Genomic DNA, 22,600 nt, shown 5'->3' on the forward strand with positions numbered 1-22,600 from the left:
GACGTCTCTCCGACGCCGCCGGCCCGACCATCGCCGCGGGCTTCGTACTCGGCACGCATACGGTGGACTTCTCCTCCTCCAATCCCCAAGGTACCCGCAGAGGCCAGTCCGGCTGGCGTCTGGCGGCCAGGGCGGCAAACGATCCGCGGCTCGATGCCGCGGTGAGGCATGCCGTCGAGCCAGGTGTGACGCCGCGCCATCGGCTGCCACCGTGGCCGGAGCTCTGGGTGCCGTGGCTGGTGGGGAGCATGGTGCTGGCGGCGATGACCGCCACCGATTTCGACTTCCGCTGGACCAGTTGGCTTTATGGTCTGGAAGGCCAGCGCTGGGCGCTGAAATCGGCCTTTGTGACCGAGGAACTCATCCACAGGATGGGCCGCGACCTGTCCACGCTGGCATGGCTGGCCGTCTTGGCCACGTGGGTGATGACGTGGCGGCGGACGGCATATCGCGACTCGCGCCGGCCGCTGGCAGTGCTGGCGGTGTCGGTGCTGCTGGCGACCAGCCTGGTGGCGTGGATCAAGTCCTGGTCCAACATGGACTGCCCGTGGGACCTGTTGCAGTACGGCGGCCACCGGCCGTTCGTGGCGCTGTGGGAGGCCCGCCCGGCGACGCTGGGGCACAACCGCTGCTTCCCGGCCGGCCACGCGAGTGCCGGCTATGCGTGGACCGCGCTGTACTTCTTCTTCCTGGCCGTGCGCCCGTCGTGGCGCTGGTTCGGGCTGGCGACGGGCGTGGTGACGGGCCTGGTGTTTGGTCTGGCACAGCAACTGCGCGGCGCGCATTTCCTGTCGCATGACGTGTGGGCCGCGCTGCTGTGCTGGAGCGTGGCGGTGGTGGTCTGGCGCCTGGCCGGTCGGCGCGGAGGCGTGGCATGAGTTCAGTGGCGTGGCCGCGTAGCGGCCTGTGGGCGACCGCGCGGCGGTGGGCGGCGGTGCGGCCATGGTTGACGGTCGAGCAACTGGCCTGCATGGCCAGCCTGTACTTCTCGGTGGTGTTCAACCTCGCGTACTGGCGCGCCGTGGTGGCCACCGGGTCGCTGCATGGCGCCGGTGGCGCGCTGACCGGCGTATCGATGTTCCTGGCCATCACCGCGCTGCATGCGCTGCTGCTGGGCGTGCTGCTCAACCGTTGGACGGTGAAGCCACTGCTGGCCTTGCTGCTGGTGGGCACCGCGGCCGCCGCGTATTTCGCCAGCGCCTACACCGTGTTCCTGGATGCGGACATGGTGCGCAACGTGCTGCATACGGATACCAAGGAGTCGCGTGAGCTGTTCGCACCGGGCATGGTGGGTTGGGTGATGCTGACTGGCGTGGTGCCGGCGGTGGCGCTTTGGCGCGTGCGCATCGTGCGCCGGCCACTGGCCCGCGCGGTGTGGCAGCGTGCGGCCTGGATGGCGGGCGTGGCCGCAGTGGCGGTCGTGGCCCTGCTGTTGTCATTCCAGAACGTCTCGGCGCTGATGCGCAACCACAAGGAGCTGCGCTACCTCATCGCCCCCGGCAACTATCTGGTGTCGCTGGCCCAAGTGACGCTGGAAGACCATGCTGGCGCCCAGCGACCGCGCGCCCCGATTGGTCTGGATGCCAAGGTGGTAGGGCGCCCGGCCGGCGCCAAGCCGCGACTGCTGGTGCTGGTGGTGGGCGAGACGGTGCGTGCGCAGAACTGGGGCCTCAACGGTTACGCGCGTCAGACCACGCCGCAACTGGCTGCGCTGGCGCCGCTTAACTTCGCCGACGTCACCGCGTGCGGCTCGGCCACCGAGGTGTCGTTGCCATGTATGTTCTCGCCGTGGGGCCGCGCGGATTACGACAAGGATCGCATCAAGCATTCGCAGTCGCTGCTGCACGTGCTCGACCACGCCGGCATCGCCACGCTGTGGCGTGACAACCAGACCGGTTGCAAGGGCGTTTGCGAGGGCCTGCCGTTCGAGTCGTTCGAGCACGGCACCGTGCCCGGCGACTGCACCACCGACGGCTGCATGGACGACGTGCTGCTGAGCGGCCTGATGGACAAGGTGGACCGCCTGCCGCGCGACGCGGTGGTGGTACTGCACCAGTTGGGCAACCACGGCCCCAGCTACTACGAGCGTTACCCGCAGTCGTTCCGTCGCTTCACCCCGACCTGCGACACGTCGGAGTTGGGTGACTGCTCGTCTCAGCAGGTGATCAACGCCTACGACAACTCGATCCTGCACACCGATGACTTCCTGGCAAAGGCGATACGCCAGCTGGCCGCGCACAAGGACCGCGACACCGCGTTGGTCTATGTTTCCGACCACGGCGAATCGCTGGGCGAGAAGGGGCTGTTCCTGCACGGCGTACCGTACGCCATCGCGCCCGACACCCAGATCAAGGTGCCGATGATGATGTGGATGTCGGCCGGCATGGCCGCCAGCCGCGGCATTGACCTGGCGTGCATGCGCGCCCGTACCCAGCAGCCGGCCAGCCACGACAACCTGTTCCACTCGGTGCTGGGCCTGTTGCAGGTTCGCACCCGCGAGTACGACCCGGGGCGGGACCTGTTCAAGGGGTGTGTGATGTCAAAGGCCTGATCCACGCAGGCCAGCCGGGCAGGGCGGAACCCGGATTTCGTCGCGCGGGCTTCACGCAGCCAACACCCTGTTAAGGTGCATTGTCACACCACGTCGGCTTGGGGGGTCCGGGCAGGCCACATCCGCCTTGGCAACTGGATTCGATGGACTACCACCAACTTTTCGAGCAGTCCCCGAACCCATACATGGTGGTCGATCGGGACCTGCGCTACGTCGACATGAACCAGGCCTACCTGGAGGTGACGGGACGCAGCCGCGACCAGCTGGTGGGCGTGCCCCTGTTCGAGGCCTTCCCCGGCGACGGCACGCCGCTGGGCGATGAGAACGTGCGGATGTTGCGGGCGTCGCTGCGCAAGGTATTGGACACCGGGGTTACCGACACCCTGGGGTTGATCCGCTACGCCATCGAACGGCAGACGCCCGATGGTCCGGTGATGGATGACCGCTACTGGTCCGCTACCCATACCCCCGTTCTCGATGCGTCGGGGCGGACCACCCACGTGCTGCAGCACACGGTGGACGTGACCGAGTTGCAGCGCCTCAAGGAGGCCCTGCGCGCCGCCACCATGCCGCAGGAGGAGGCGGCGCGCTTGGAATCGATGGAAGGCGGGGTCTTCCAGCGCGCACAGAGGGTGCAGGCCGCCAACACTCAACTGGAAGAGCAGCGCACGCAACTGCTCAAGATGTTCGAGCAGGCGCCAGGATTCATGGCCTACCTGCAGGGGCCCGAACACCGGTTCACGCTGATCAACCAGGCTTACTCTGAGTTGGTAGGCGATCGTGGGCTGGTCGGTCTCACACTGGTCGAGTGCCTGCCGGAGGCGGTGGAGCAGGGCTACCTGCGCCTGCTCGACGAAGTCTTCGAATCGGGAAAGCCCTTTGTCGGCCATGGCATGCGCCTGGAGCTGCAGCGCAGCCCGGAGCGCGGACTGGAGCAGGTCGTCGTCGACTTCGTCTACCAGCCTGTGAGGGATGCCGAGGGCCGGGTGACCGGGATTTTCGTGCAGGGCAACGATATCACCGCGCAGGCGATGGCTCAGGAGGAGCTTGCTCGCTACCACGCCGATCTCACCGAACTGGTTGAGGAACGCACCCAGGCCCTGCACGCCAGCGAAGCCGAGCGTCGTGTGGCTGAGGCCGCACTGCTGCAGGCGCAGAAGCTGGAGGCGGTCGGCAAGCTCACCGGCGGCATCGCGCACGATTTCAACAACCTGCTGCAGGTGGTAGGTGCCAACCTCGACCTGGCGCGCGGGAACGAGAACGTGCCCATGCCGGTGATGGAGCGTCTGGATGCCGCCGGACGCGCGGTCCGCCGCGGTGCGCGTCTGGTCTCGCAGTTGCTGGCTTTCGCGCGCAAACAGCCGCTCAACCCCACCGTATTCGACATAGGCGACCGGCTGGAACGCCTGGGCGACCTGCTGCAACGCACGCTGGGTGAAGGCACCGCCATTACCCTCGACCTGGACATCGCCCCGGATGTCGGCAACGTCGAGGCCGACCCGGTGCAATTCGACAACTCCGTGCTCAACCTGGCCATCAATGCCCGCGACGCCATCCGCGGTGAAGGACTGGTGTCGATCCACTGCCGGGGTATCGACGGAGCGGCCGTTGGTCGCACGGGCGAGGCCATGGTGCAGGTGGTGGTGCAGGACAACGGGCGTGGAATGGCCCAGGGTGTGCTCGATCGCATATTCGAACCGTTCTTCACCACCAAACAGGTGGGACGCGGGTCGGGCCTGGGAATGCCGATGGTCTACGGGTTCATGCACCAGAGCGGCGGCAATATTCGTGTGGAGAGCACCGAGGGCGAGGGCACGACCGTGGCGTTGTATCTGCCCTTGACCGGCAAACAGGCCTCGCCGGTGGCACCGGAACTGACCGATGCGCGCCGCGGGCACGGCGAGATGGTGATGGTGGTGGAGGACGACGAAGCTGTCCGTGCCGGCTCGGTGCGGATGCTGCGCGCGCTGGGCTACCAGGTCTGCGAGGCGGCCGATGCTGCATCCGCCAAGATGCTGGTCGACAACGGCATCGTGCCCGATCTGCTGTTCACCGATGTGGTCATGCCCGGGCCGATGCGCAGCACGCAACTGGCGGCCTACGTGCGCGCCCGCCATCCGCGGGTGGTGGTGCTGTTTACTTCGGGTTTTGCCGAGGAAGCACTGGCCCGGGATGGCGGCCTTGAGCCCGGCGATGAGTTGCTCGAGAAGCCGTACCGCATGGACGTGCTGGCCCAGCGCGTCCGCGCACTGCTGGACTCGCGAGATACCCGTGAAGCAGGCCGACCGCTCCGCATCCTGCTGGTGGACGATTGCCCCGACGAGCGTTTCCTCACCAAGGCCCAGCTGCAGTCGCTGGGGCATTCGGTGGACACGGCGGCGACGCCGGACGAGGCGCTCGCGCGCTTGGCTGACGGTAACTGGGACGTGCTGATGACCGATGTCGAGCTACCGCTGTACTCAGGCATCGAACTGGCCCACAAGGTGCGTGAGCGTGGCATCCCGGTGCACGTGGTGTATGTCAGTGGCCACGACGTGGCCACCCTGCGTGAGCGGGGTGCCACTGGGGCGATCCTTCCCAAACCCTTCGACGCCACGCAGCTCGCCAAGGCGCTGGGCGTCGCCGAGTCCGTGTCCGCTGGCTTCTGAGCGTTCGCCCAGCGGGACCTCCGCTCCCTTGGGCCTTATCGCAAAAGGAAAGGCCGCCCGGATTGCTCCGGGCGGCCTCCTTCACGCCTGACGAGGACGCGTGTTACTTGCCGGCGGCGGCAGTGCCACCGGTGAGGCCGCGGCGCACCAGCAGCGGCTCGATCTTCGGTTCGGCGCCGGTGAAGTCCTTGAACAGCTGCAGCGCGTCCTTCTTGCCGCCCTGCGATAGCAGGGTGGCGCGGAAGCGGTCGCCGTTCTCGGTCTTCAGGCCACCGTTGTCCTTGATCCACTGCACGGTGTTGGCGTCCAGCACTTCCGACCAGATGTAGGCGTAGTAGCCGGCCGCGTAGCCGCCCATGATGTGGCTGAAGTACGGGGTCTTGTAGCGCGGCGGCACGGCCTCGAAGTCGGTACCGTTCTGCTTCAGCGCGGCGGCTTCGAATGCCATCACGTCCTTGGCGGTCGGGGCCTTGTCGGCGGTGATCTGGTGCCAGCGCTGGTCCAGCATCGCCGAACCCAGGTACTCGGTCGTGGCGAAGCCCTGGTTGAACTTCGACGCAGCCAGCACCTTGTCCAGCAGTTCCTTCGGCATCGCCTCGCCGGTCTGGTAGTGCTTGGCGTAGTTACCCAGGATTTCCGGCCAGTCGGCCCACATCTCGTTCACCTGCGACGGGAACTCGACGAAGTCGCGCGGCACGTTGGTGCCCGAGAAGTACGGGTACTTCACGTCCGAGAACATGCCATGCAGCGCGTGGCCGAATTCGTGGAACATCGTGGTGACCTCGTCCCAGGTCATCAGCGTCGGCTTGCCTTCGCTGGGCTTGGGGATGTTGAGGTGGTTGGCCACGACCGGCTTGGTGCCAAACAGCGCGTTCTGGTCCACGTACGAGTTCATCCACGCGCCACCGCGCTTGGACGAGCGTGCATACGGATCCATCAGGAAGATCGCCAGCTGCTTGCCGTCCTTGTCGAACACGTCATAGACGGTGACGTCCTTGTGGTAGACCGGCAGGTCGGTGCGCTGCTTGAAGGTGATGCCGTACAGCTTGGTCGCGGCGAAGAACACGCCGTTCTCCAGCACGTTCTTCATCTCGAAGTACGGCTTGAGCTGCGACTCGTCGAAGTTGTACTTGGCCTGGCGCACCTTCTCGCTGTAGAAGGCCCAGTCCCACGGCTCGAGCTTGAAGGTCGGCTCGCCCTTGGCGGCCTGTTCCTTGTCGATCATCGCCTGCAGCGCGGCGGCCTCGACCTTGGCGTTGGCCACCGCGGCCGGGGCCAGCTTGCCCAGCATGGCGTTGACGGCTTCCGGCGACTTGGCGGTCTCGTCTTCCAGCACGTAGGCGGCGTAGGTCGGGTAGCCCAGCAGCGTGGCGCGCTCGGCACGCAGCTTCACCACCTTGGCGACGATCTCGGTGTTGTCGTACTGGTTGCCGCGGCTGCCACGGACCACCGAGGCGCGGTGCAGCTTCTCGCGCAGCGCACGGTTCTGCAGGTAGGTCTCCGGCGGCTGGCCGGTGGTGTTCTGCAGCGCCAGCACGTACTTGCCGTCCAGCTTGCGCTCCTTGGCGGCTTCGGCGGCGGCGGCGATGGCTTCGTCGGACAGGCCGACCAGCTCTTCCTTGGTGTCGACGATGATCGCCGAGTCATTCACCTCGGCCAGCACGTTCTGGCTGAACTGGGTGCCCAGCTTGGCCAGCTCGGCGTTCATTTCCTTCAGCTTGGTCTTGTCGGCGTCGGACAGGTTGGCGCCGGCGCGGACGAAGTCGGTGTAGTAACGCTCAACCAGACGCACGCCCTCGGCGTCCAGGCCCAGCGTGTCCTTCTTGTCATGCAGCGCCTTGATGCGCGCGAACAGCTTGGGGTCCAGGCGGATGGCGTCGCTGTGCGCCGACAGCTTCGGCGCGAACTCGGCCTGCAGCTTCTCGCGCTCCGGGTTGGTGTCCGCACCGACCAGGTTGTAGAACACGTACGCCGCGCGGGTCAGCAGGCGACCCGACTTTTCCATCGCCACGATGGTGTTCTCGAAAGTCGGCTCTTCCGGGCCGTTGGCGATCGCCGCCACTTCCTGGAGCTGCTCGGCCATGCCGCGCTCGAACGCGGGCGCGAAGTCGCTGTCCTTGATCTTGTCGAAGTGCGGGTACTGCAGCGGCAACGTGCTCTCGGCGAAGAACGGGTTGGATTCCTGCTTCACGGCGGTCTCGGTGGAGGCGGGCTGGTCGGCGGACGGCTTGCACGCGGTGACGGCGACGGAGGTCAGGGCCACGGCGAGGGCAAGCGCGAGGGGATGCTTCATTGGGTGGAGTCTCGGCGGCGGAAACGGAACCCGAAGCCTACCGGAACAGCGGGCCCCAAGGCCCGTGACGAATGGCACGGGCAGGCCCGGGTTCAGCAGGACTTCTGGCATGGCCCGCCGTCCCGTCGGTAGGTCTAGACTCGGCCACTGGACGGCTCCGGGGCCACGGGCAGCGCCCGGCCTGTTCAGGGATGCGTCGGATCGCGGCACAACTCACAGGAAGGGGAAGGCATGAAGAAGACGAAAGTGGGATGGTCGGCCGGACTGGCGGCCTGCCTGGCAATGATGGCGATGGATGCGCTGGCGGCGGAAATCACCCGTTACGTGGTGCTGGTGGACGGCACCAGGCAGGCCGGGCACCAGGTGGTCACCACCGGGGACGATGGAGTGACCCATGTCGACTTCATCTTCAAGGACAACGGCCGCGGCCCCGAGCTGAAGGAGACCTTCACGCTGGCCCCGGACCACACGCTGGCCACCTATCAGGTAACTGGCAGCAGCACCTTCGGCGCGCCCGTCGATGAGTCGTTCAAGCGGCAGGGCGGACAGGCGACGTGGAAGTCGACGTCCGACCAGGGCGAGCAGTCCGTGTCGGGCACGGCCATGTACGCGCCGCTGGGTGGCTCGCCGGCGATGGCGTCGGTCAGCCTGGGAGCATTGGCCAAGCGGCCCGACGGCAAGCTGCCGCTGATCCCTGGCGGCACCCTGTCCGCGCGCAAGATCACGGAAGTCGAGGTGAAGCGCGGGCAGGACACCCGCCGCGTGCAACTGATGGCGCTGACCGGCATCGGCCTGGTGCCGCAGTTCGTGTGGGCCACCACGGACGCCGAGCCACGCCTGTTCGCCGCGATCGTGCCGGGCTGGATGCAGCTGATCGAGGACGGCTGGAACGAGAACGCTGCAGCCCTTGAACAACGCCAGAAGCAGGCGGAGGGCGAGTTCCTGTCGGGGCTCAACACCCGCGTCGCGCATCCGCTCGCGGGCACGACGTTGATCCGCAATGCCCGCCTGTTCGACAGCGCCAAGGCCACGCTGGGCCCGGCATCGGACGTGTTGGTCAAGAACGGTCGCATCGTGTCGATCAAGGCTGCCGGTGGGCGCGCCGCCAAGGCCGACCAGGTCGTGGATGCCGCCAACCGCGTGCTGCTGCCGGGACTGTTCGACATGCACGGCCACGTCGGCCGCTGGGACGGTGGCCTGAACCTCGCTGCCGGCGTGACCACCGTGCGCGACATGGGCAACGACAACGCCACCCTGCAGCAGATCATCGGCGAGGAGAAGGCCGGCACGCTTCTGACCAGTCGTATCGTTGCCGCAGGCTTCCTCGAAGGCGAAAGTCCGATGTCCGCGCGCAACGGCTTCGTGATCAAGACCCTCGACGAGGCCAAGAAGGCCGTCGACTGGTATGCATCGCACGGCTACGTGCAGGTCAAGATCTACAACTCCTTCCCCAAGGACCTGCTGCGCGAGACCACCGCCTATGCCCATTCCAAGGGGTTGCGCGTCAGCGGCCACGTGCCGGCGTTCATGCGCGCGCGCGACGTGGTGGAGCAGGGGTACGACGAGATCCAGCACATCAACCAGGTGCTGCTGAACTTCCTGGTGGATGACACCACCGACACCCGCACGCTGCAGCGTTTCTACCTGCCGGCGGAGAAGGTGGCCGACCTGGATTTCGACGGTCCGGCGGTGCAGGACTTCATTGCGTTGCTGGCCAAGCACAAGACCGTGGTTGACCCGACCCTGGCAACGTTCGACTTCCTGCGCCAGCGGGCAGGCGAAATGTCGCAGGCCTACGCGGCCGTCGCCCCGCACATGCCGCCGGACATCCAGCGCGGCCTGCGCAGTGCGGAGATGAAGATCCCCGACGAGGCGACTGCGGAGCGCTACAACCGATCCTACGCCAAGATGATCGAGTTCGTGGGCCGAATGCACCGCGCCGGTGTGCCGATCGTGGCCGGCACCGACGCCATCCCCGGGTTCACCCTGCAGCGCGAGCTGGAACTGTACGTGCAGGCCGGCATGACCCCTGGCGAGGCCCTGCAAAGCGCCACCTGGACGGCGGCGAAAGTATCCCGCGTACTGGACGACCGGGGCACCATCGAGGTTGGAAAGCGTGCCGATCTGGTGCTGATCGACGGTGATCCGGTTGCCAATATCGCCGATATCCGCAAGGTGGCGTTGGTCGTGAAGGGAGATGTTGCGTATTACCCCAGCGAGATCGACGAGGCGTTGGGGATCAAGCCGTTTGCGGCCCCCGTCACCGTGAGCCGGACCGGTCGCTAGGCCTCCCGGCCATCTGGGGGGGGTTCGGGCCCCCAGACGGCCGAGTACGGGCTCGTTAACGTTGTTGTAACATCGCCGTGCTCAGCGAATCGCCACGCGCCCAGCCGGGGCGCCGGGCCGTCATGGGACGGCTCCAGGTAGCCATACCCCTCCGACCCTTTCGGGGCGGGCCGCGTCAGCGGTCGCCCCCACCAGCGAGATCGCCCATGTCCGCACGTCACCCGAGCCCCCGTACCCTTCGCCGCAGCGCCCTCGCGGTCGCCGTTGCCATCCTGTTGCCGATGCAGGCCCTGGCCCAATCCACTTCCCCGCAGGAAGAGCAGGCTGCGCCGCAGGCGCAAGTCGATGCCAAGACCCTGGACACCGTGCAGGTGACCGCCACCCGCAAGGTCGAGAACCTGCAGGACGTGCCGGTGTCGGTCACCATGGTCAGCGCCGAGACGCTGGACGTGCTCGGTTCGGGCGGCAACGACGTGCGCTTCATGTCCGGTCGCGTGCCCAGCCTCAACATCGAGTCCTCGTTCGGTCGCGCGTTCCCGCGTTTCTACATCCGCGGCTACGGCAACACCGACTTCCGCCTCAACACCTCGCAACCCGTGTCGCTGGTGTATGACGATGTGGTGCAGGAAAACCCGATCCTGAAGGGCTTCCCGGTGTTCGACCTGGACCGCGTGGAAGTGCTGCGTGGCCCCCAGGGCTCGCTGTTCGGCCGTAACAGCCCGGCCGGCGTCGTGAAGTTCGAGTCCGTGCGACCGTCGCAGGAGTTCAGCGGCTACGGCAAGGTCGGCGTAGGCAGCGACAACATGTGGAACGTCGAAGGTGCCGCTGGCGGTGGCCTCACCGACCAGTGGTCGGCGCGCGCATCGGTGCTGTTCCAGCGCCGCGATGACTGGGTCGACAACACCTACCCCGGCCCGAACGACGGCTTCGAGGGCTACGACGAGTCCGCCGCACGCCTGCAGGCGCTGTACGAAGGCGAGGACTTCGAGGCGCTGTTCAACGTGCACGCGCGCCACCTCAACGGCACGGCGCGTCTGTTCCGCGCCAACATCATCAAGCCGGGCACCAACGACCTGGTCGACGGCTTCGACGAAGACAAGGTCGCCCTCGACGGTCTCAACCACTCCGAACTCGACAGCTTTGGCGCCAACGCCCGCCTGAGCTGGAACCTCGGCAACGGCTACCGCCTGTACTCGATCACCGGCTACGAGACGGTGGAGACCTACAGCCGCGGCGACATCGATGGCGGTTTCGGTGCGGTGTTCCTCGGCCCCGGCAATTCCGGCCCCGGTCTCATTCCGTTCGCTTCGGAAACCGCTGACGGCATTCCGGACCACTCGCAGTGGACCCAGGAGTTCCGCATCGAGTCGAACTACGAGGGTGCGTGGAACTGGCAGGCCGGCCTGTTCTATTTCAACGAAGACTACGACGTCGAAAGCTTCAGCTATGACTCGCTGGCCGGTGGCGCGCAGGACGGCTACGAGCGCGTGAACCAGACCAACGACGCGTGGGCGGTGTTCGGCGCAGTCACGTGGGAGGCCACTGACAAGCTCGAACTGCGCGCCGGCGCCCGCTACACCTGGGACAAGAAGGACCTGACCGTCGAGGAGTACTGGAACACTGGTTTCGCACCGTGCGTACTGGCTGGCAAGTGCACTTTGGCGCAGCTGGCAGCGCAGGAGCCGGACGGCGACCTGTCCGCGCATCCGGAAGACAAGAAGTTCAGTTGGGATCTGTCGGCGACGTATGAAGTCAACGACGACGTGAACCTCTACGCGCGCGTCGCCACCGGGTACCGCGGCAGCAGCATCCAGGCCGCCGGCGCGTTCAACGCCAAGTCGATCGCCGAGCCGGAAACCTCCACCGCATTCGAGGCGGGCGTCAAGGCCGACCTGTGGGACAGCCGCGCCCGCATCAACGCTGGCGTCTTCTACTACGAGGTCAAGGACCAGCAGCTCACCGCGGTGGGCGGCTCGTCCAACGCCAACATCCTGCTCAATGCCGACAAGTCCTCCGGCAAGGGTTTCGAGCTGGACTTCCAGGCCTACTTGACCGACAACCTGCTGTTTACGCTGGGTAGCAGCTACAACGACACCGAGATCAAGGACAGCGATCTGGCCGTGTCGGTGTGCGCGCAGTGCACCGTGACCGACCCGACCGATGGCGCCGGCAAGGCGTTGATCGATGGCAATCCGTTGCCACAGGCCCCGGACTGGACCCACAACCTGACCCTGCGTTGGGGCCTGCCGACCGCCAATGGCGGCGAGTTCTATGCCTACACCGACTGGGTGTACCGCAGCGAGCTCAATTTCTTCCTGTACGAGTCGAAGGAGTTCACCGGCAAGTCGCTGGTCGAGGGCGGCCTGCGCCTGGGCTACACCTGGGGTTACGGCAAGTACGACGTGGCCCTGTACGGGCGCAACATCACCGACGAGGTGCAGGTAGTCGGCGCGATCGACTTCAACAACCTGACGGGCATGATCAACGAGCCGCGCCTGTTTGGCCTGGAGTTCAAGGCCAGCTTCTAAGCCTTCACGCATCCGCAACACCCGACGCCAGCGCGGCTTGCCCGCGCTGGCGTCCTTGTTTCAAGCCAGCCACATCGGCGTATGCTGGACTTCCCGAGGGGAGACCGTGCCATGACGACCGCCTACGACTTCTCCGCCACCGACATCGATGGCCAGCCCCGCGCGCTGGATGAATACCGCGGCAAGGTGCTGTTGGTGGTCAACGTGGCTTCCAAGTGCGGCTTCACCCCCCAATACACCGGATTGGAGCAGCTGTGGCGCGAATACGGCCCGCGCGGCCTGGTGGTGCTGGGCTTTCCCTGTGACCAGTTCGGCCACCAGGAGCCCGGCAACGAGGCCGAGATCAAGGACTTCTGCTCGCTCACCTACGACGTCACCTTCCCGATGTACGCCAAGGTCGACGTCAACGGCAACGCTGCACATCCGCTTTGGAAGTGGCTGAAGGACGAGAAGGGTGGCTTCCTCGGCATCGACGCCATCAAGTGGAACTTCACCAAGTTCCTTGTCGGCCGTGACGGCCGCGTGCTCCGGCGCTACGCGCCCAACGACAAGCCCGAATCCATCGCCGCGGACATCGAAGCCGCGCTGGCCTGACGGCGCCGCGACCGATGGATGCGCCCAAGGTCCCATTCGAGGTCACGTTCCAGCTCTCCGGCAAACGCCTGCGCGCTGAGATCAGCGGCGTGCACGACACCTGGGAGGTGATGCTATCGCGCTGGATGGACATCGCCGATGAGGTGCGTCGCCGGCGCCCCACCCAACTCCTGGTGGTTGACCGGATGGCGGGCAATCCGATGGCGCCGGGCGACCGCCAGCGTTTCATCGCCGCGCTGATCGGCCAGGGCTTGGAGGGCGTTCGCATCGCCTATGTCGAGGCCCATGACGATCGGATCCCGCTCGCCGAATCGGTGGAGATCCTCGCCCGCGAACGCGGATACGCGGTGCGCGTGTTTGGTAACGAGGCCGCCGCCTCTGTGTGGCTGACCTACGGCGAGGAGTAGCTCACTTCTCGACGAAGGCGCGTTCGAGAACCAGGGCGCACTGGCGCGAGGGGCTGGCGGCTGCGTCCGGGCCTTCAGGTGCCGTCGACCGGGCGGTTCAGCGCTTCCTGTGGCAGTAGTGCGAGCATCTCCTGGATGAGGCCGGGGATCATCTGCTCGGAATAGCCGCGATGGACGTGGGCCACCTTGCCATCGCGGTCGATGACGAACATGTTCGGCACGGCCCGAACACCGTAGCTGTCGCTGATGACGCCGCTGGCATCATGTACGTAGGTCATTTCGAATTCGCGATTGGCACGCAACACCGCCAGGTAGTCGCGGCGGTCTTCCTTGTAGTTGACCGCGATGACTTCGAGGTGATCGCGCCCCACAGTCTTCTGCAACCTGGCCAGTAACGGCAACTCGCGCCGACAAGGGCCGCACCACGAAGCCCAGAAGGTAACGATCACCACCTTCCCGCGATGCTGGCTGACGCTGATGGGCTGGCCTTTCAGCGTGCCCAGCGCGTCCGGCGGAAATTCACCTGGCGCGGGCTGCGAAGGCAGCGGTGCGGAGGCTCCCAGCGGCATTGCGATGGACAGCAATCCCGCCAGGCAGGCCGTTCTCATCTTCCCCATGACCCCATCCCTTGGCGTTGAGGCGATGGAGTCTAGCTTACTTCTCGACGAAGGCGCGCTCGAACACGTACTGCCCCGGCGTACCGATGCGCGGCGCTGCGGTGAAGCCTCGGCCGTCGAGCAGGGCGCGGAAGTCGGCCAGCATCTGCGGGCTGCCACAGATCATGGCGCGGTCATGCTCGGCGTCCAGCGGCTCGATACCCAGGTGTTCCATCATCCGCCCATCGGCCATCAGGTCGGTGAGGCGGCCGCGCTGGTCATGGCCGTTGAAGGTGAACGGCTCGCGTGACACGGCGGGGTAGTACTTCAACTTGGCGGCAATCGTCTCGCCGAGGAACTCATGGCGAGGCAGCTCGTTGATGATGTAGTCGCGGTACGCCAGGTCTTCCGCACTACGTACGCCGTGGCACAGGATGACCTTGTCGAAGCGCTCGTAGGTTTCAGGGTCCTTGATCACCGACAGCCACGGCGCGAAACCCGTACCGGTGCCCAGCAGGTACAGGTTGCGGCCCGGGTGCAAATCAGAAATCAGCAGCGTGCCAGTTGGCTTGCGGCCAATCAGGATCGTGTCGCCCGGCTTGATGTGCTGCAGTCGCGAGGTCAGCGGTCCGTTCTGCACCTTGATGCTGAAGAACTCCAGTTGCTCTTCCCAATTGGCGCTTGCGATGGAGTACGCACGCATCAACGGCTTGCCGTTCACCTCCAGCCCGATCATCACGAACTGGCCGTTCTCGAAACGGAAGCCGTCGTCGCGGGTAGTGGTGAAGCTGAAGTAGGCGTCCGTCCAGTGACGGACGTCCAGCACGGTCTCGGTGCCGAAGGCGGATGACATGGGCGGGCGGGGGAAGACAGCGGATGACTCGCCATTTTACGCCACCCGCCGACAGGGTGCCTAACCGGCTCCCGGGGGCGCTCCGTCCGGGTGCTGCGCGGGGGGCGCTCCCACGGCCGCGGCGAGGGCGGCCGCGCCTTGTTCGGGGCGCTGCCGATCCCGCTCCACATCATGCTCCACCGCGGCAATGGCGTCGCGCGCCAGCAGGCCCAGGTCGGCCGCGTGCTTCGCGATGGCGGTGCTGTCGGCCGCGCGCAGCATCGGGACACGGGTGCCTGCAATGCGCTGCAGGTGGCCGTCGACGGCCGTGTCGAAGGACGAATCGGTCTCGGGGTCCACATCGCGGATATAGATCGCGGCGATGCGGTCGCCAAACTCCAGCGCTGCCTCGGCATACAGCTCGGCATCGGCCTGGCCCGAATCCCCGAGCAGTACCCAGCGCAAGTGCGGAAAGCGGGTAATCAACGCGCGTGCCCGTTCCAATTTGTGCCCATGCCCGGGCGTCCGGATGAACTTGCCGGTGTCGGTGCCCAAGTCGCGCAGGAAGATGGGCCCCGGCGGGATGCCGTTGAGGTCCATGAAATCCTCGAGCAGGTCGTATAGGTTCCACGGCGAGCTCGAGACGTAGAACAGGGGATTCGGGCCGGCACCTGCCACCCCCCGCTGGAGCGCGTGGTACAGCGCGGCCACGCCTGCCAGCGGCTTGCGCGTCCTCGCGTTGTGCAGGAAGGTCAGTTGCGCCGCGACCTTCCAGTTGGTGATCCCGCTGTGCAGGATGGTGTCGTCGATGTCGGAGATGATGCCGATGCGTGCCTCGGGAAGGATGCGCAATACCGGCTGTGGCGTCGTCAGCGTGCCGTCTGCCAGCATGACCGTCGCGTCCTCCCACAACGTGGTGGGCGGTCCGCTCCCCGGAACGGTTGCAGCGTAATAACCCTCATGGTCCGAGGTGACTTCGACTTCATGCCGGCCGAATCGGGCGCGAACCGGAGCGCCCGGCACCTCGTCGCTTTCGAAACGCCGCCAGGTGTCCAGCAGGTTGTCCCACCACCCGGCGCCCTCCAACGGGCCATTGCCTGGCCTTTCCGCCAGCACGCGGCCCATCAGCTCGATGGCCGTGCCGTCGCCATAGCCCCGATATGCGGCGATGTGCAGCGGTCGGTCGAAACCCAACCGCGCCTTCAGACGCCGTCGTGCCGCGTCCAGCGCGTCGTCGGCGACGATGATCCGGTCGCGCACGTACTGCCCGGTGCGTTGCCGCCACGGTACCTGCGCGTTGTCGTCGGACTCGCCCATGTCCATCTCTTGGCCCTCATCCCTCCGCCTGTGTGGCACGAGCCTGCCGCATGCGGCGTCAAGGCACGATCACGGCCGGCCCGCCATGCCCGGCGGGGTGATCCGAAGCAGGCGGCCATCGTCTTCATCGGTCACCACGTACAGCAAGCCATCGCGCGTTGCGCGCACATCGCGGATGCGCTCGTCCAGTTCGGTAAGCAGCCGTTCCTCGTTGGTGATCCGCTCACCGTCCAGTGAGAGGCGGATGAGGGCGCGCCCCGACAATGCGCCCAGGAACAGGCTGTTGTTCCACTTGGACGCCGGCTGGTTGACGTGGAACGCCATGCCCGAAAGCGCCGGCGATTTCTCCCAGACGTGGTACGGCTGCTCCATTCCCGGCGCGGCGGTGCCGATGGCCTCCGGGATCTGCAGGCCCGAGTAATTGATGCCATGGGTGATGATCGGCCAGCCATAGTTCTTGCCGGCCTCGGGCAGGTTGATCTCGTCGCCACCACGCGGTCCATGCTCGCTCTGCCAGACCTTGCCCGTGCGCGGGTCCACCGCCATGCCCTGCATGTTGCGATGGCCATAGCTCCAGATTTCGGGGCGCGCGCCTTGGCGCCCGACAAAGGGGTTGTCCGTCGGCATGCTGCCGTCCAGGTTCAACCGCACCAGTTTTCCCTGCAGCATGTCCAGCTTCTGCGCGGTGGGCCGGTCGTTGCGCTCGCCCTGGCTGATGAACAGGTGTCCCTTGTCGTCGAAGACGATGCGCGAACCGAAGTGGTTCGGCCCCTCCAGCTTGGGTTCCTGCCGATAGATCACGCGCACTTCGGACAACGTGTCGCCCTGCAGCAGGCCCGTGGCCACCGCAGTCCCTGCGGTGTTATCCGGGCCCGGCTCGGCGAAGCTCAGGTAGATGCGACGGCTGCTGGCATAGTCCGGCGCCAACACCACGTCCAGCAGGCCGCCCTGGCCGTGCGCATACACCGCCGGAACGCCCTTGATCGGCGCCGACACGGCACCGGCGTTGGACACCCGGCGTAGTTGTCCCGGCCGCTCCGTGACCAGGAAACCGCCCTCCGGCAGCGGTGCTACCGCCCACGGATGCGCGAGTCCGCGGGCGATCTCGGTCAACTGGAACGCGCCAGCCGTGCTTTGCATGGTGGATGCGGCCTGCGCGTTCGGGGCAGGACGGGCCCCAGCTGGCTCGGGAGAGTCCTCCCGGGCGCCACAGGCAGCCAGGGGCATGAGCAGGGCGATGCAAGTTGCAAGTCGGGAAAGGGTGGGCGGCATCTCACTCTCCTGGCAACGTGGGCCCGGCCAAGGGCGATGAACGGCAGGCGGCCAGCATACCCCGGGGCCCTTGCCGATGCGGCTGGCATGACTCCGGTCAAGGCGGTTGGCGTGCAGGGCGATGAGCATGGCTGCGTCACCCGGCACGGCGCCGGGTGCCCCCGACAGGAGATCCTCATGCTGTTCGATATCGCCACCCTGAAAGATGACGCCACCGCCGCGGCAGTCACCCAGGCCATCCTTGCGCGTGATCCCACCGCGCAAATCACCGTGCAACTGACCCATCGTCGCGTTCGTGTCGAGGGCCTGATCACCGAGCACCAGGTGTTGGACGCGTTGCAGGGTGCCGGACATTTCGCATCCAAGGCGCCGCCGCACAGCGGCGAGGGCAGCACGTGCTGCGGTGGTTGCGGCGGGTGACCCGCGGCCGCTGACGGTCCGACGCACGCAATCGATTGCCCGATCCGGCCACGCGGAATTGCGTGATCGATTGCAGCGTTCTTGTCCTCAGCAGCGAATCAAAAGCGTTTCTTTCTCCTGACCGTCCGCCAAGCAGGTGGGCGGCGTTTCGCACATTCGGGAGGAATGCATTCATGAGGACGACATCCATTGCGATCGCGACATGCGCGTTGTGCGCCGTGGTCGTACTACCCAGGGACGGTCAGGCGCAACGCGCCGCTGTCGGCCGATCAAGCATGCAGGCAAGCTCGCTGGAGCGCGCTCAGGACGTACCCGTGGTGATGCCACGCGCCAGTGCGGCCACTCGCACTCGCAATGCCGGTGCGGTTACCCGCTACGATCTTCCCCTGCGCGGCGACGATCTTGCCTCTGGGGAGCGCTACTTCGTCGGCAAGAAGATCCACAGCGAGTCCGGATCCCAGAAATGGGGCTACGACATCGGCATGATGAAGTACAACGGGGACAAGGACGAGTGGTCGGAAGTCAAGCCGGGCACGGACTGGAAAAGCATCAAGAACGGCAACTACTACGTGTATGGGAAGCCGGTATACGCCATGGGCGCCGGCAAGGTCATTCGTTGTTGGCGCAACGCGCCGGAGAATCCGCGACCCTACAGTTCGGCCTTGGGCGACGACTGGGACGAGGCATTCAAGGATCGCGACTGGCTGCACCAGAAGTGGCGTGACAAACTGATGTCCGGCGCCGGCAACCACCTGCTGGTTGAAGAGGATGACGGCGACCTGGTGCTGTATGCGCACGCACAGCCGGGCAGCATTCCGTCGTCACTCTGTCCGCACAACGCGACCCTCTACAGCAAGGCCGAGGCCGACAGCGAAGGCGACGTTCCGGCCGCCCAGCAGGCGCGCGTCAAGGCAGGCGACCGACTGTACCTGATCGGAAACTCGGGCAACTCCAGCGCGCCACACCTGCATGTGCACAAGCAGACTGCGGGCGGCGACCCGGTGCAGATGCAATTCAATCGTGGTTTGGCGAACACCATCCCCGACTTCCGCCATGCCGACATCAACAAGTGGACGCGGTTTGCCGGTCAGCGCATTCCCGATGGCCCGGTGCTGATCTGGCCGCCGCGGAAGCTGGCGGGCGAATACTCGCGCCACGGATACCCGGCCAAGGACTACCAGCGCCTGTTCGACCACTTGGCGGACTCTGGTTTCCGGCCGGAATGGCTGGACGGCTACAGCGTTGGCGGCAACCCATACCTCAACTTCACCTGGCGTCCTGCCACTGTCGCATGGCGTTCCTATTTCCTGCTCTCGCCGGCCGACTACCAGGCCCGCTTCAACGAGGCCGACCAGGACGGCTACAGGCCAACGCAGGTGGAAAGCTCGCTGGTCAACGGCCAGCCGCGCTATTCGGCGACCTTCGTGAAGGGGCTGCCGGGTGGCGCCATGGCGCGGCACGGCCTCACGACGGCCCAGCATGACGCGTTGATCCAGGAGGCCAAGGGCAAAGGTCTTTCTCCAGTGAATGTTTCGGTGGTGTCCGTTGGCGGTGAGCGCCGCTACACGGTGCTCTACCGCTCCGAGGGTGTCGGCCGGTGGGAGATGAAGTCGCAGGTTCCCGAATCAGGCTACCAGGCGCTTTACGACAGCAATGCCGCCGCCGGCCGCCGACCTGTGTACCTCAATGCGTACATGCACGCAGGACAGCCGTTCTACTCTGTGATCTTTGCCGAGAAGCCTGCCGGAGCGCGCAAGGATCGTCACGGGATGAGCGCGGCGCAATACCAGGCCGAGTTTGATGGCGCACGCGCATCGGGATTGCCCACACGGGCCGTGTCCGCCATCGACGGCGCGCAGTCCAGCCACCGCTATCTGGCCTATTGGCGCAAGTGATGTGGGCCTGCTGCGCCGGACTGTGTCCGGCGCAGCAGCATGGTGACCCGCGTTGGGCTACGGTAAGTGCGGCAGCAGGTGGTGCCCTGGGTCCCGCAAGCCCTCGGGGCCAGTGGGTGGACGGGAGGGGTAGAATGGCAGGTCCCCACTGCCAGCCACCTTGCCCGCCGTGTCCGCTCCCACCCACGCTTCCAGCAACCCCGCCGACTTCCAGCCCGTTTCCATCAAGCAGGAAGACCTGATCCAGTCCGTCGCCGACGCACTGCAGTACATCAGCTATTACCATCCGGTCGACTACATCAAGAACCTCGCCGCCGCGTATGAGCGCGAGGAGTCGCCGGCGGCCAAGGACGCCATCGCCCAGATCCTGATCAACTCGCGCATGAGCGCCGAGGGCCATCGTCCGATCTGCCAGGACACCGGGATCGTCACCGTATTCCTCGAAGTCGGCATGAACGTGCGTTGGGATGACGCCACGATGGGCCTGGAAGACATGGTCCACGAAGGCGTGCGTCGTGCCTACAACTACCCGGACAACAAGCTGCGCGCCTCCGTGCTGGCGGATCCGGCCGGCAAGCGCATCAACACCAAGGACAACACGCCGGGCGTGGTCAACGTCAAGATCGTGCCGGGCAATACCGTCGACGTGATCGTCGCGGCCAAGGGCGGTGGTTCGGAGGCGAAGTCGAAGTTCGCGATGCTCAATCCGTCCGACTCCATCGTCGACTGGGTGCTCAAGACCGTGCCGACCATGGGCGCCGGCTGGTGCCCACCGGGCATGCTGGGCATCGGCATTGGCGGCACCGCGGAGAAGGCGATGCTGCTGGCCAAGGAAGCGCTGATGGAGCCGATCGACATCACCGAACTGCAGGCCCGCGGCGCGAGCAATCGAGCCGAAGAGCTGCGCCTGGAGCTGTACGAGAAGGTCAACGCGCTGGGCATTGGCGCCCAGGGCTTGGGTGGCCTGACCACCGTGCTCGACATCAAGGTCAAGGATTACCCGACCCACGCCGCCAACCTGCCGGTGGCGTTGATCCCCAATTGCGCTGCCACGCGCCACGCCCATTTCACCCTCGACGGCAGCGGCCCGGTGATGCTGGATCCGCCGTCGTTGGCCGACTGGCCCCAGCTGACCTATGACGCCTCCAAGGGCCGCCGGGTCAACCTCGATACGCTGACCAGGGAAGACGTCGCCTCCTGGAAGCCGGGCGAGGTGCTGCTGCTCAACGGCAAGCTGCTCACCGGCCGTGACGCCGCGCACAAGCGCATGGTCGACATGCTCAACAAGGGCGAGCCGCTGCCGGTCGACCTCAAGGGCCGCTTCATCTACTACGTCGGCCCGGTCGATCCGGTGCGCGATGAAGTCGTCGGTCCCGCCGGCCCGACCACGGCTACCCGCATGGACAAGTTCACCGAGCAGGTGCTGGCACAGACCGGCCTGATGGGCATGGTCGGCAAGGCCGAGCGTGGCCCCGCGGCGATCGAGGCGATCAAGAAGCACCAGTCGGCCTACCTGATGGCCGTAGGCGGCGCCGCCTACCTCGTGTCGAAGGCGATCAAGGCGGCCAAGGTCGTCGGTTTTGCTGACTTGGGCATGGAGGCCATCTACGAGTTCGAGGTGCAGGACATGCCGGTCACCGTGGCGGTGGATTCGCAGGGCACCTCGGTGCACAACACCGGGCCGAAGGAGTGGCAGGCGCGCATCGGCAAGATCCCGGTGGTCGTGGCCTGACGCGACCTGAGGGGCGAATGCAAAAGGGCCGGCATCAATGCCGGCCCTTTTTGTTTGTCGACCCGCTCAGTACCACTCCAGTAACGAGATGCCCAGGCCCACGTAGGTGGCGCGGTGGTTGTAGTCGATCAGGCTTTCGCCGTAGCCGTCGAACACCTGCAGGTGGCCGCGGAACGAACGGCTGATCGGGAACCCCCAGTCAAACTGCATTGCCCCGTGGGCATCCTCGCCGGAGCGCAGCGAGTGGCGCGCCATCAACGCGAACTCATGCCCGTTCCAGCGCCGGACCAGCGTGGCATCGGCTCGGCCCACATAGTCCTCGATGCCCGGGTTCTCGTCCTCGCGTTCCCCGTCGGGAATGCGCCACCAGGGGCGCACGGTCAGGGCCCAGTCGTCGCGATCCAGCCCGACGTTGAGCATGACCCGGTTCCAACTGCGCGAGATCGGATCGGCACGGCCATTGGACTGGTGGTTGAAGCCCACCGCCAGCATCCGCCCGCGCCAACCCAGCAGCGAGTAGTTGTTGCGGAACACCAGCATCACTTCCGGTTCGTAGTTGGTCTCGCGGAAGGGCCGCGATTCCTCGCCGTTGTAGACCTGCCAGCGCGAACTCTGGGTATATGCCGTCCACAGGTCGCCGTTGTCGCCGAACAGATTCTCCGCCACCTTGGTCTTGAAGCTCAGCTGGAACTTCGCCTCCGTGTCGTCCAGCGGCAGCGGCTCGCCGCTGGTCTGCTCGCCGGATCGCGAAGACGAAGGTAGCGTATTCGGGTGGCTGGTCCAGAACACCGGAAACAGGTACACCGGCTTGTACCCACGCAGGTTGAACAATCCCAGCTTGGAGTCCTTCGCCAACTCCCAGCGGCTATCGAGTATCGACCCCTTGCCCGCGTTGGCGATGCGTTGGTCGAAGATCGAGTCGTGCTCCGAGCGGAACAGTTCGCTGAGCATGCGCCGGCTGTCGTCGCGGCGGCTGGCCGCTTCGCGTTCCGCGCGGTCGTACTCTGCGATGCGTTGCTTGGTCAGTCGTGCTTCGGCCGCTGCCAGGTCAGCCGCGGTGGATGTCACGCGGCCGCGCCCCATCGCTTCGTCGTAGCACTTCAGCCGGTCGGCATCGGATTCGATCGAGAGGCACGCCGAAGCCGGTGTGGCGCCCGTCATTGGCGCGGCGGGCGGTTCGGCAGCGAGCGCGATCGCTGGAGCCAACACCGCCGAAACAGCCGCGGTGG

16 protein-coding genes are annotated in these 22,600 nt (G+C 66.1%); 10 read left to right on the forward strand and 6 right to left on the reverse strand.

From position 1 onward, the window contains the following. The first annotated feature begins 161 nt into the window (after positions 1–161). From N800_RS02930 to N800_RS02940, 3 genes are all read left to right on the forward strand, one after another. Positions 162–878 carry a phosphatase PAP2 family protein gene (locus N800_RS02930; protein ID WP_198032455.1) on the forward strand — a complete coding sequence of 239 codons (717 nt, stop codon included), beginning with the start codon at positions 162–164 and terminating at the stop codon, positions 876–878. Continuing rightward, positions 875–2,551, forward strand: coding sequence for a phosphoethanolamine transferase (locus N800_RS02935; protein ID WP_036134579.1), 1,677 nt, complete (start codon positions 875–877; stop codon positions 2,549–2,551). Before N800_RS02930 ends, N800_RS02935 begins: the two co-directional genes overlap by 4 nt. A 143-nt stretch (positions 2,552–2,694) precedes the next feature. Beyond that, positions 2,695–5,199 carry a response regulator gene (locus N800_RS02940; RefSeq protein WP_036134580.1) on the forward strand — a complete coding sequence of 835 codons (2,505 nt, stop codon included), beginning with the start codon at positions 2,695–2,697 and terminating at the stop codon, positions 5,197–5,199. 103 nt (positions 5,200–5,302) lie between these two features. Here N800_RS02940 and N800_RS02945 read toward each other — a convergent pair whose 3' ends face one another. Continuing rightward, positions 5,303–7,492 carry a M3 family metallopeptidase gene (locus N800_RS02945; RefSeq protein WP_036134582.1) on the reverse strand — a complete coding sequence of 730 codons (2,190 nt, stop codon included), beginning with the start codon at positions 7,490–7,492 and terminating at the stop codon, positions 5,303–5,305. Positions 7,493–7,723: 231 nt separating this feature from the next. On the opposite strand from N800_RS02945, the gene N800_RS02950 reads away from it, so the two are divergent. From N800_RS02950 to N800_RS02965, 4 genes are all read left to right on the forward strand, one after another. Further along, a complete protein-coding gene (locus N800_RS02950; protein ID WP_036134583.1) occupies positions 7,724–9,778 on the forward strand; it encodes an amidohydrolase family protein in 2,055 nt (684 codons plus the stop codon). Positions 9,779–9,984: 206 nt separating this feature from the next. Beyond that, positions 9,985–12,306 carry a TonB-dependent receptor gene (locus N800_RS02955; protein ID WP_036134585.1) on the forward strand — a complete coding sequence of 774 codons (2,322 nt, stop codon included), beginning with the start codon at positions 9,985–9,987 and terminating at the stop codon, positions 12,304–12,306. A 111-nt stretch (positions 12,307–12,417) separates the two neighbouring features. Next, a complete protein-coding gene (locus N800_RS02960) occupies positions 12,418–12,900 on the forward strand; it encodes a glutathione peroxidase (protein WP_036134588.1) in 483 nt (160 codons plus the stop codon). A 14-nt stretch (positions 12,901–12,914) separates the two neighbouring features. Next, positions 12,915–13,307: a hypothetical protein gene (locus tag N800_RS02965; RefSeq protein WP_036134591.1), complete on the forward strand. Its 393-nt coding sequence runs from the start codon at positions 12,915–12,917 to the stop codon at positions 13,305–13,307. 74 nt (positions 13,308–13,381) lie between these two features. On the opposite strand, the gene N800_RS02970 is transcribed toward N800_RS02965, so the two are convergent. The 4 genes from N800_RS02970 to N800_RS02985 all read right to left on the reverse strand — a co-directional run bounded on the left by N800_RS02970 (position 13,382) and on the right by N800_RS02985 (position 17,192). Next, the gene (locus tag N800_RS02970) at positions 13,382–13,924 is read right to left on the reverse strand and encodes a TlpA disulfide reductase family protein (RefSeq protein WP_052107855.1); all 543 of its coding nucleotides are present in this window, start codon (positions 13,922–13,924) and stop codon (positions 13,382–13,384) included. A 37-nt stretch (positions 13,925–13,961) separates the two neighbouring features. Continuing rightward, the gene (locus N800_RS02975) at positions 13,962–14,756 is read right to left on the reverse strand and encodes a ferredoxin--NADP reductase (protein ID WP_036134597.1); all 795 of its coding nucleotides are present in this window, start codon (positions 14,754–14,756) and stop codon (positions 13,962–13,964) included. Between the two features lie 60 nt (positions 14,757–14,816). Then, the gene (locus N800_RS02980) at positions 14,817–16,052 is read right to left on the reverse strand and encodes an App1 family protein phosphatidate phosphatase (protein ID WP_052107856.1); all 1,236 of its coding nucleotides are present in this window, start codon (positions 16,050–16,052) and stop codon (positions 14,817–14,819) included. Positions 16,053–16,121: 69 nt separating this feature from the next. Continuing rightward, entirely contained in the window at positions 16,122–17,192 is a 1,071-nt protein-coding gene (locus tag N800_RS02985) for a PQQ-dependent sugar dehydrogenase (RefSeq protein ID WP_232227524.1), read from the reverse strand. 219 nt (positions 17,193–17,411) lie between these two features. Between N800_RS02985 and N800_RS02990 the strand changes: the two genes are divergently transcribed. The 3 genes from N800_RS02990 (at position 17,412) to N800_RS03000 (ending at position 21,371) form a co-directional block, all read left to right on the forward strand. Continuing rightward, the gene (locus N800_RS02990) at positions 17,412–17,744 is read left to right on the forward strand and encodes a hypothetical protein (RefSeq protein WP_036134601.1); all 333 of its coding nucleotides are present in this window, start codon (positions 17,412–17,414) and stop codon (positions 17,742–17,744) included. Between the two features lie 35 nt (positions 17,745–17,779). Next, a complete protein-coding gene (locus N800_RS02995; RefSeq protein ID WP_156962851.1) occupies positions 17,780–19,639 on the forward strand; it encodes a hypothetical protein in 1,860 nt (619 codons plus the stop codon). Positions 19,640–19,808: 169 nt separating this feature from the next. Next, a complete protein-coding gene (locus N800_RS03000) occupies positions 19,809–21,371 on the forward strand; it encodes a fumarate hydratase (protein WP_052107857.1) in 1,563 nt (520 codons plus the stop codon). Positions 21,372–21,437: 66 nt separating this feature from the next. Here the strand turns inward: N800_RS03000 and N800_RS03005 are convergent, their stop codons facing one another. Further along, the gene (locus tag N800_RS03005; protein ID WP_425476490.1) at positions 21,438–22,532 is read right to left on the reverse strand and encodes a phospholipase A; all 1,095 of its coding nucleotides are present in this window, start codon (positions 22,530–22,532) and stop codon (positions 21,438–21,440) included. Positions 22,533–22,600: the final 68 nt, after the last annotated feature.

This window comes from Lysobacter daejeonensis GH1-9 (assembly GCF_000768355.1).
GTDB lineage: Bacteria > Pseudomonadota > Gammaproteobacteria > Xanthomonadales > Xanthomonadaceae > Aerolutibacter > Aerolutibacter daejeonensis.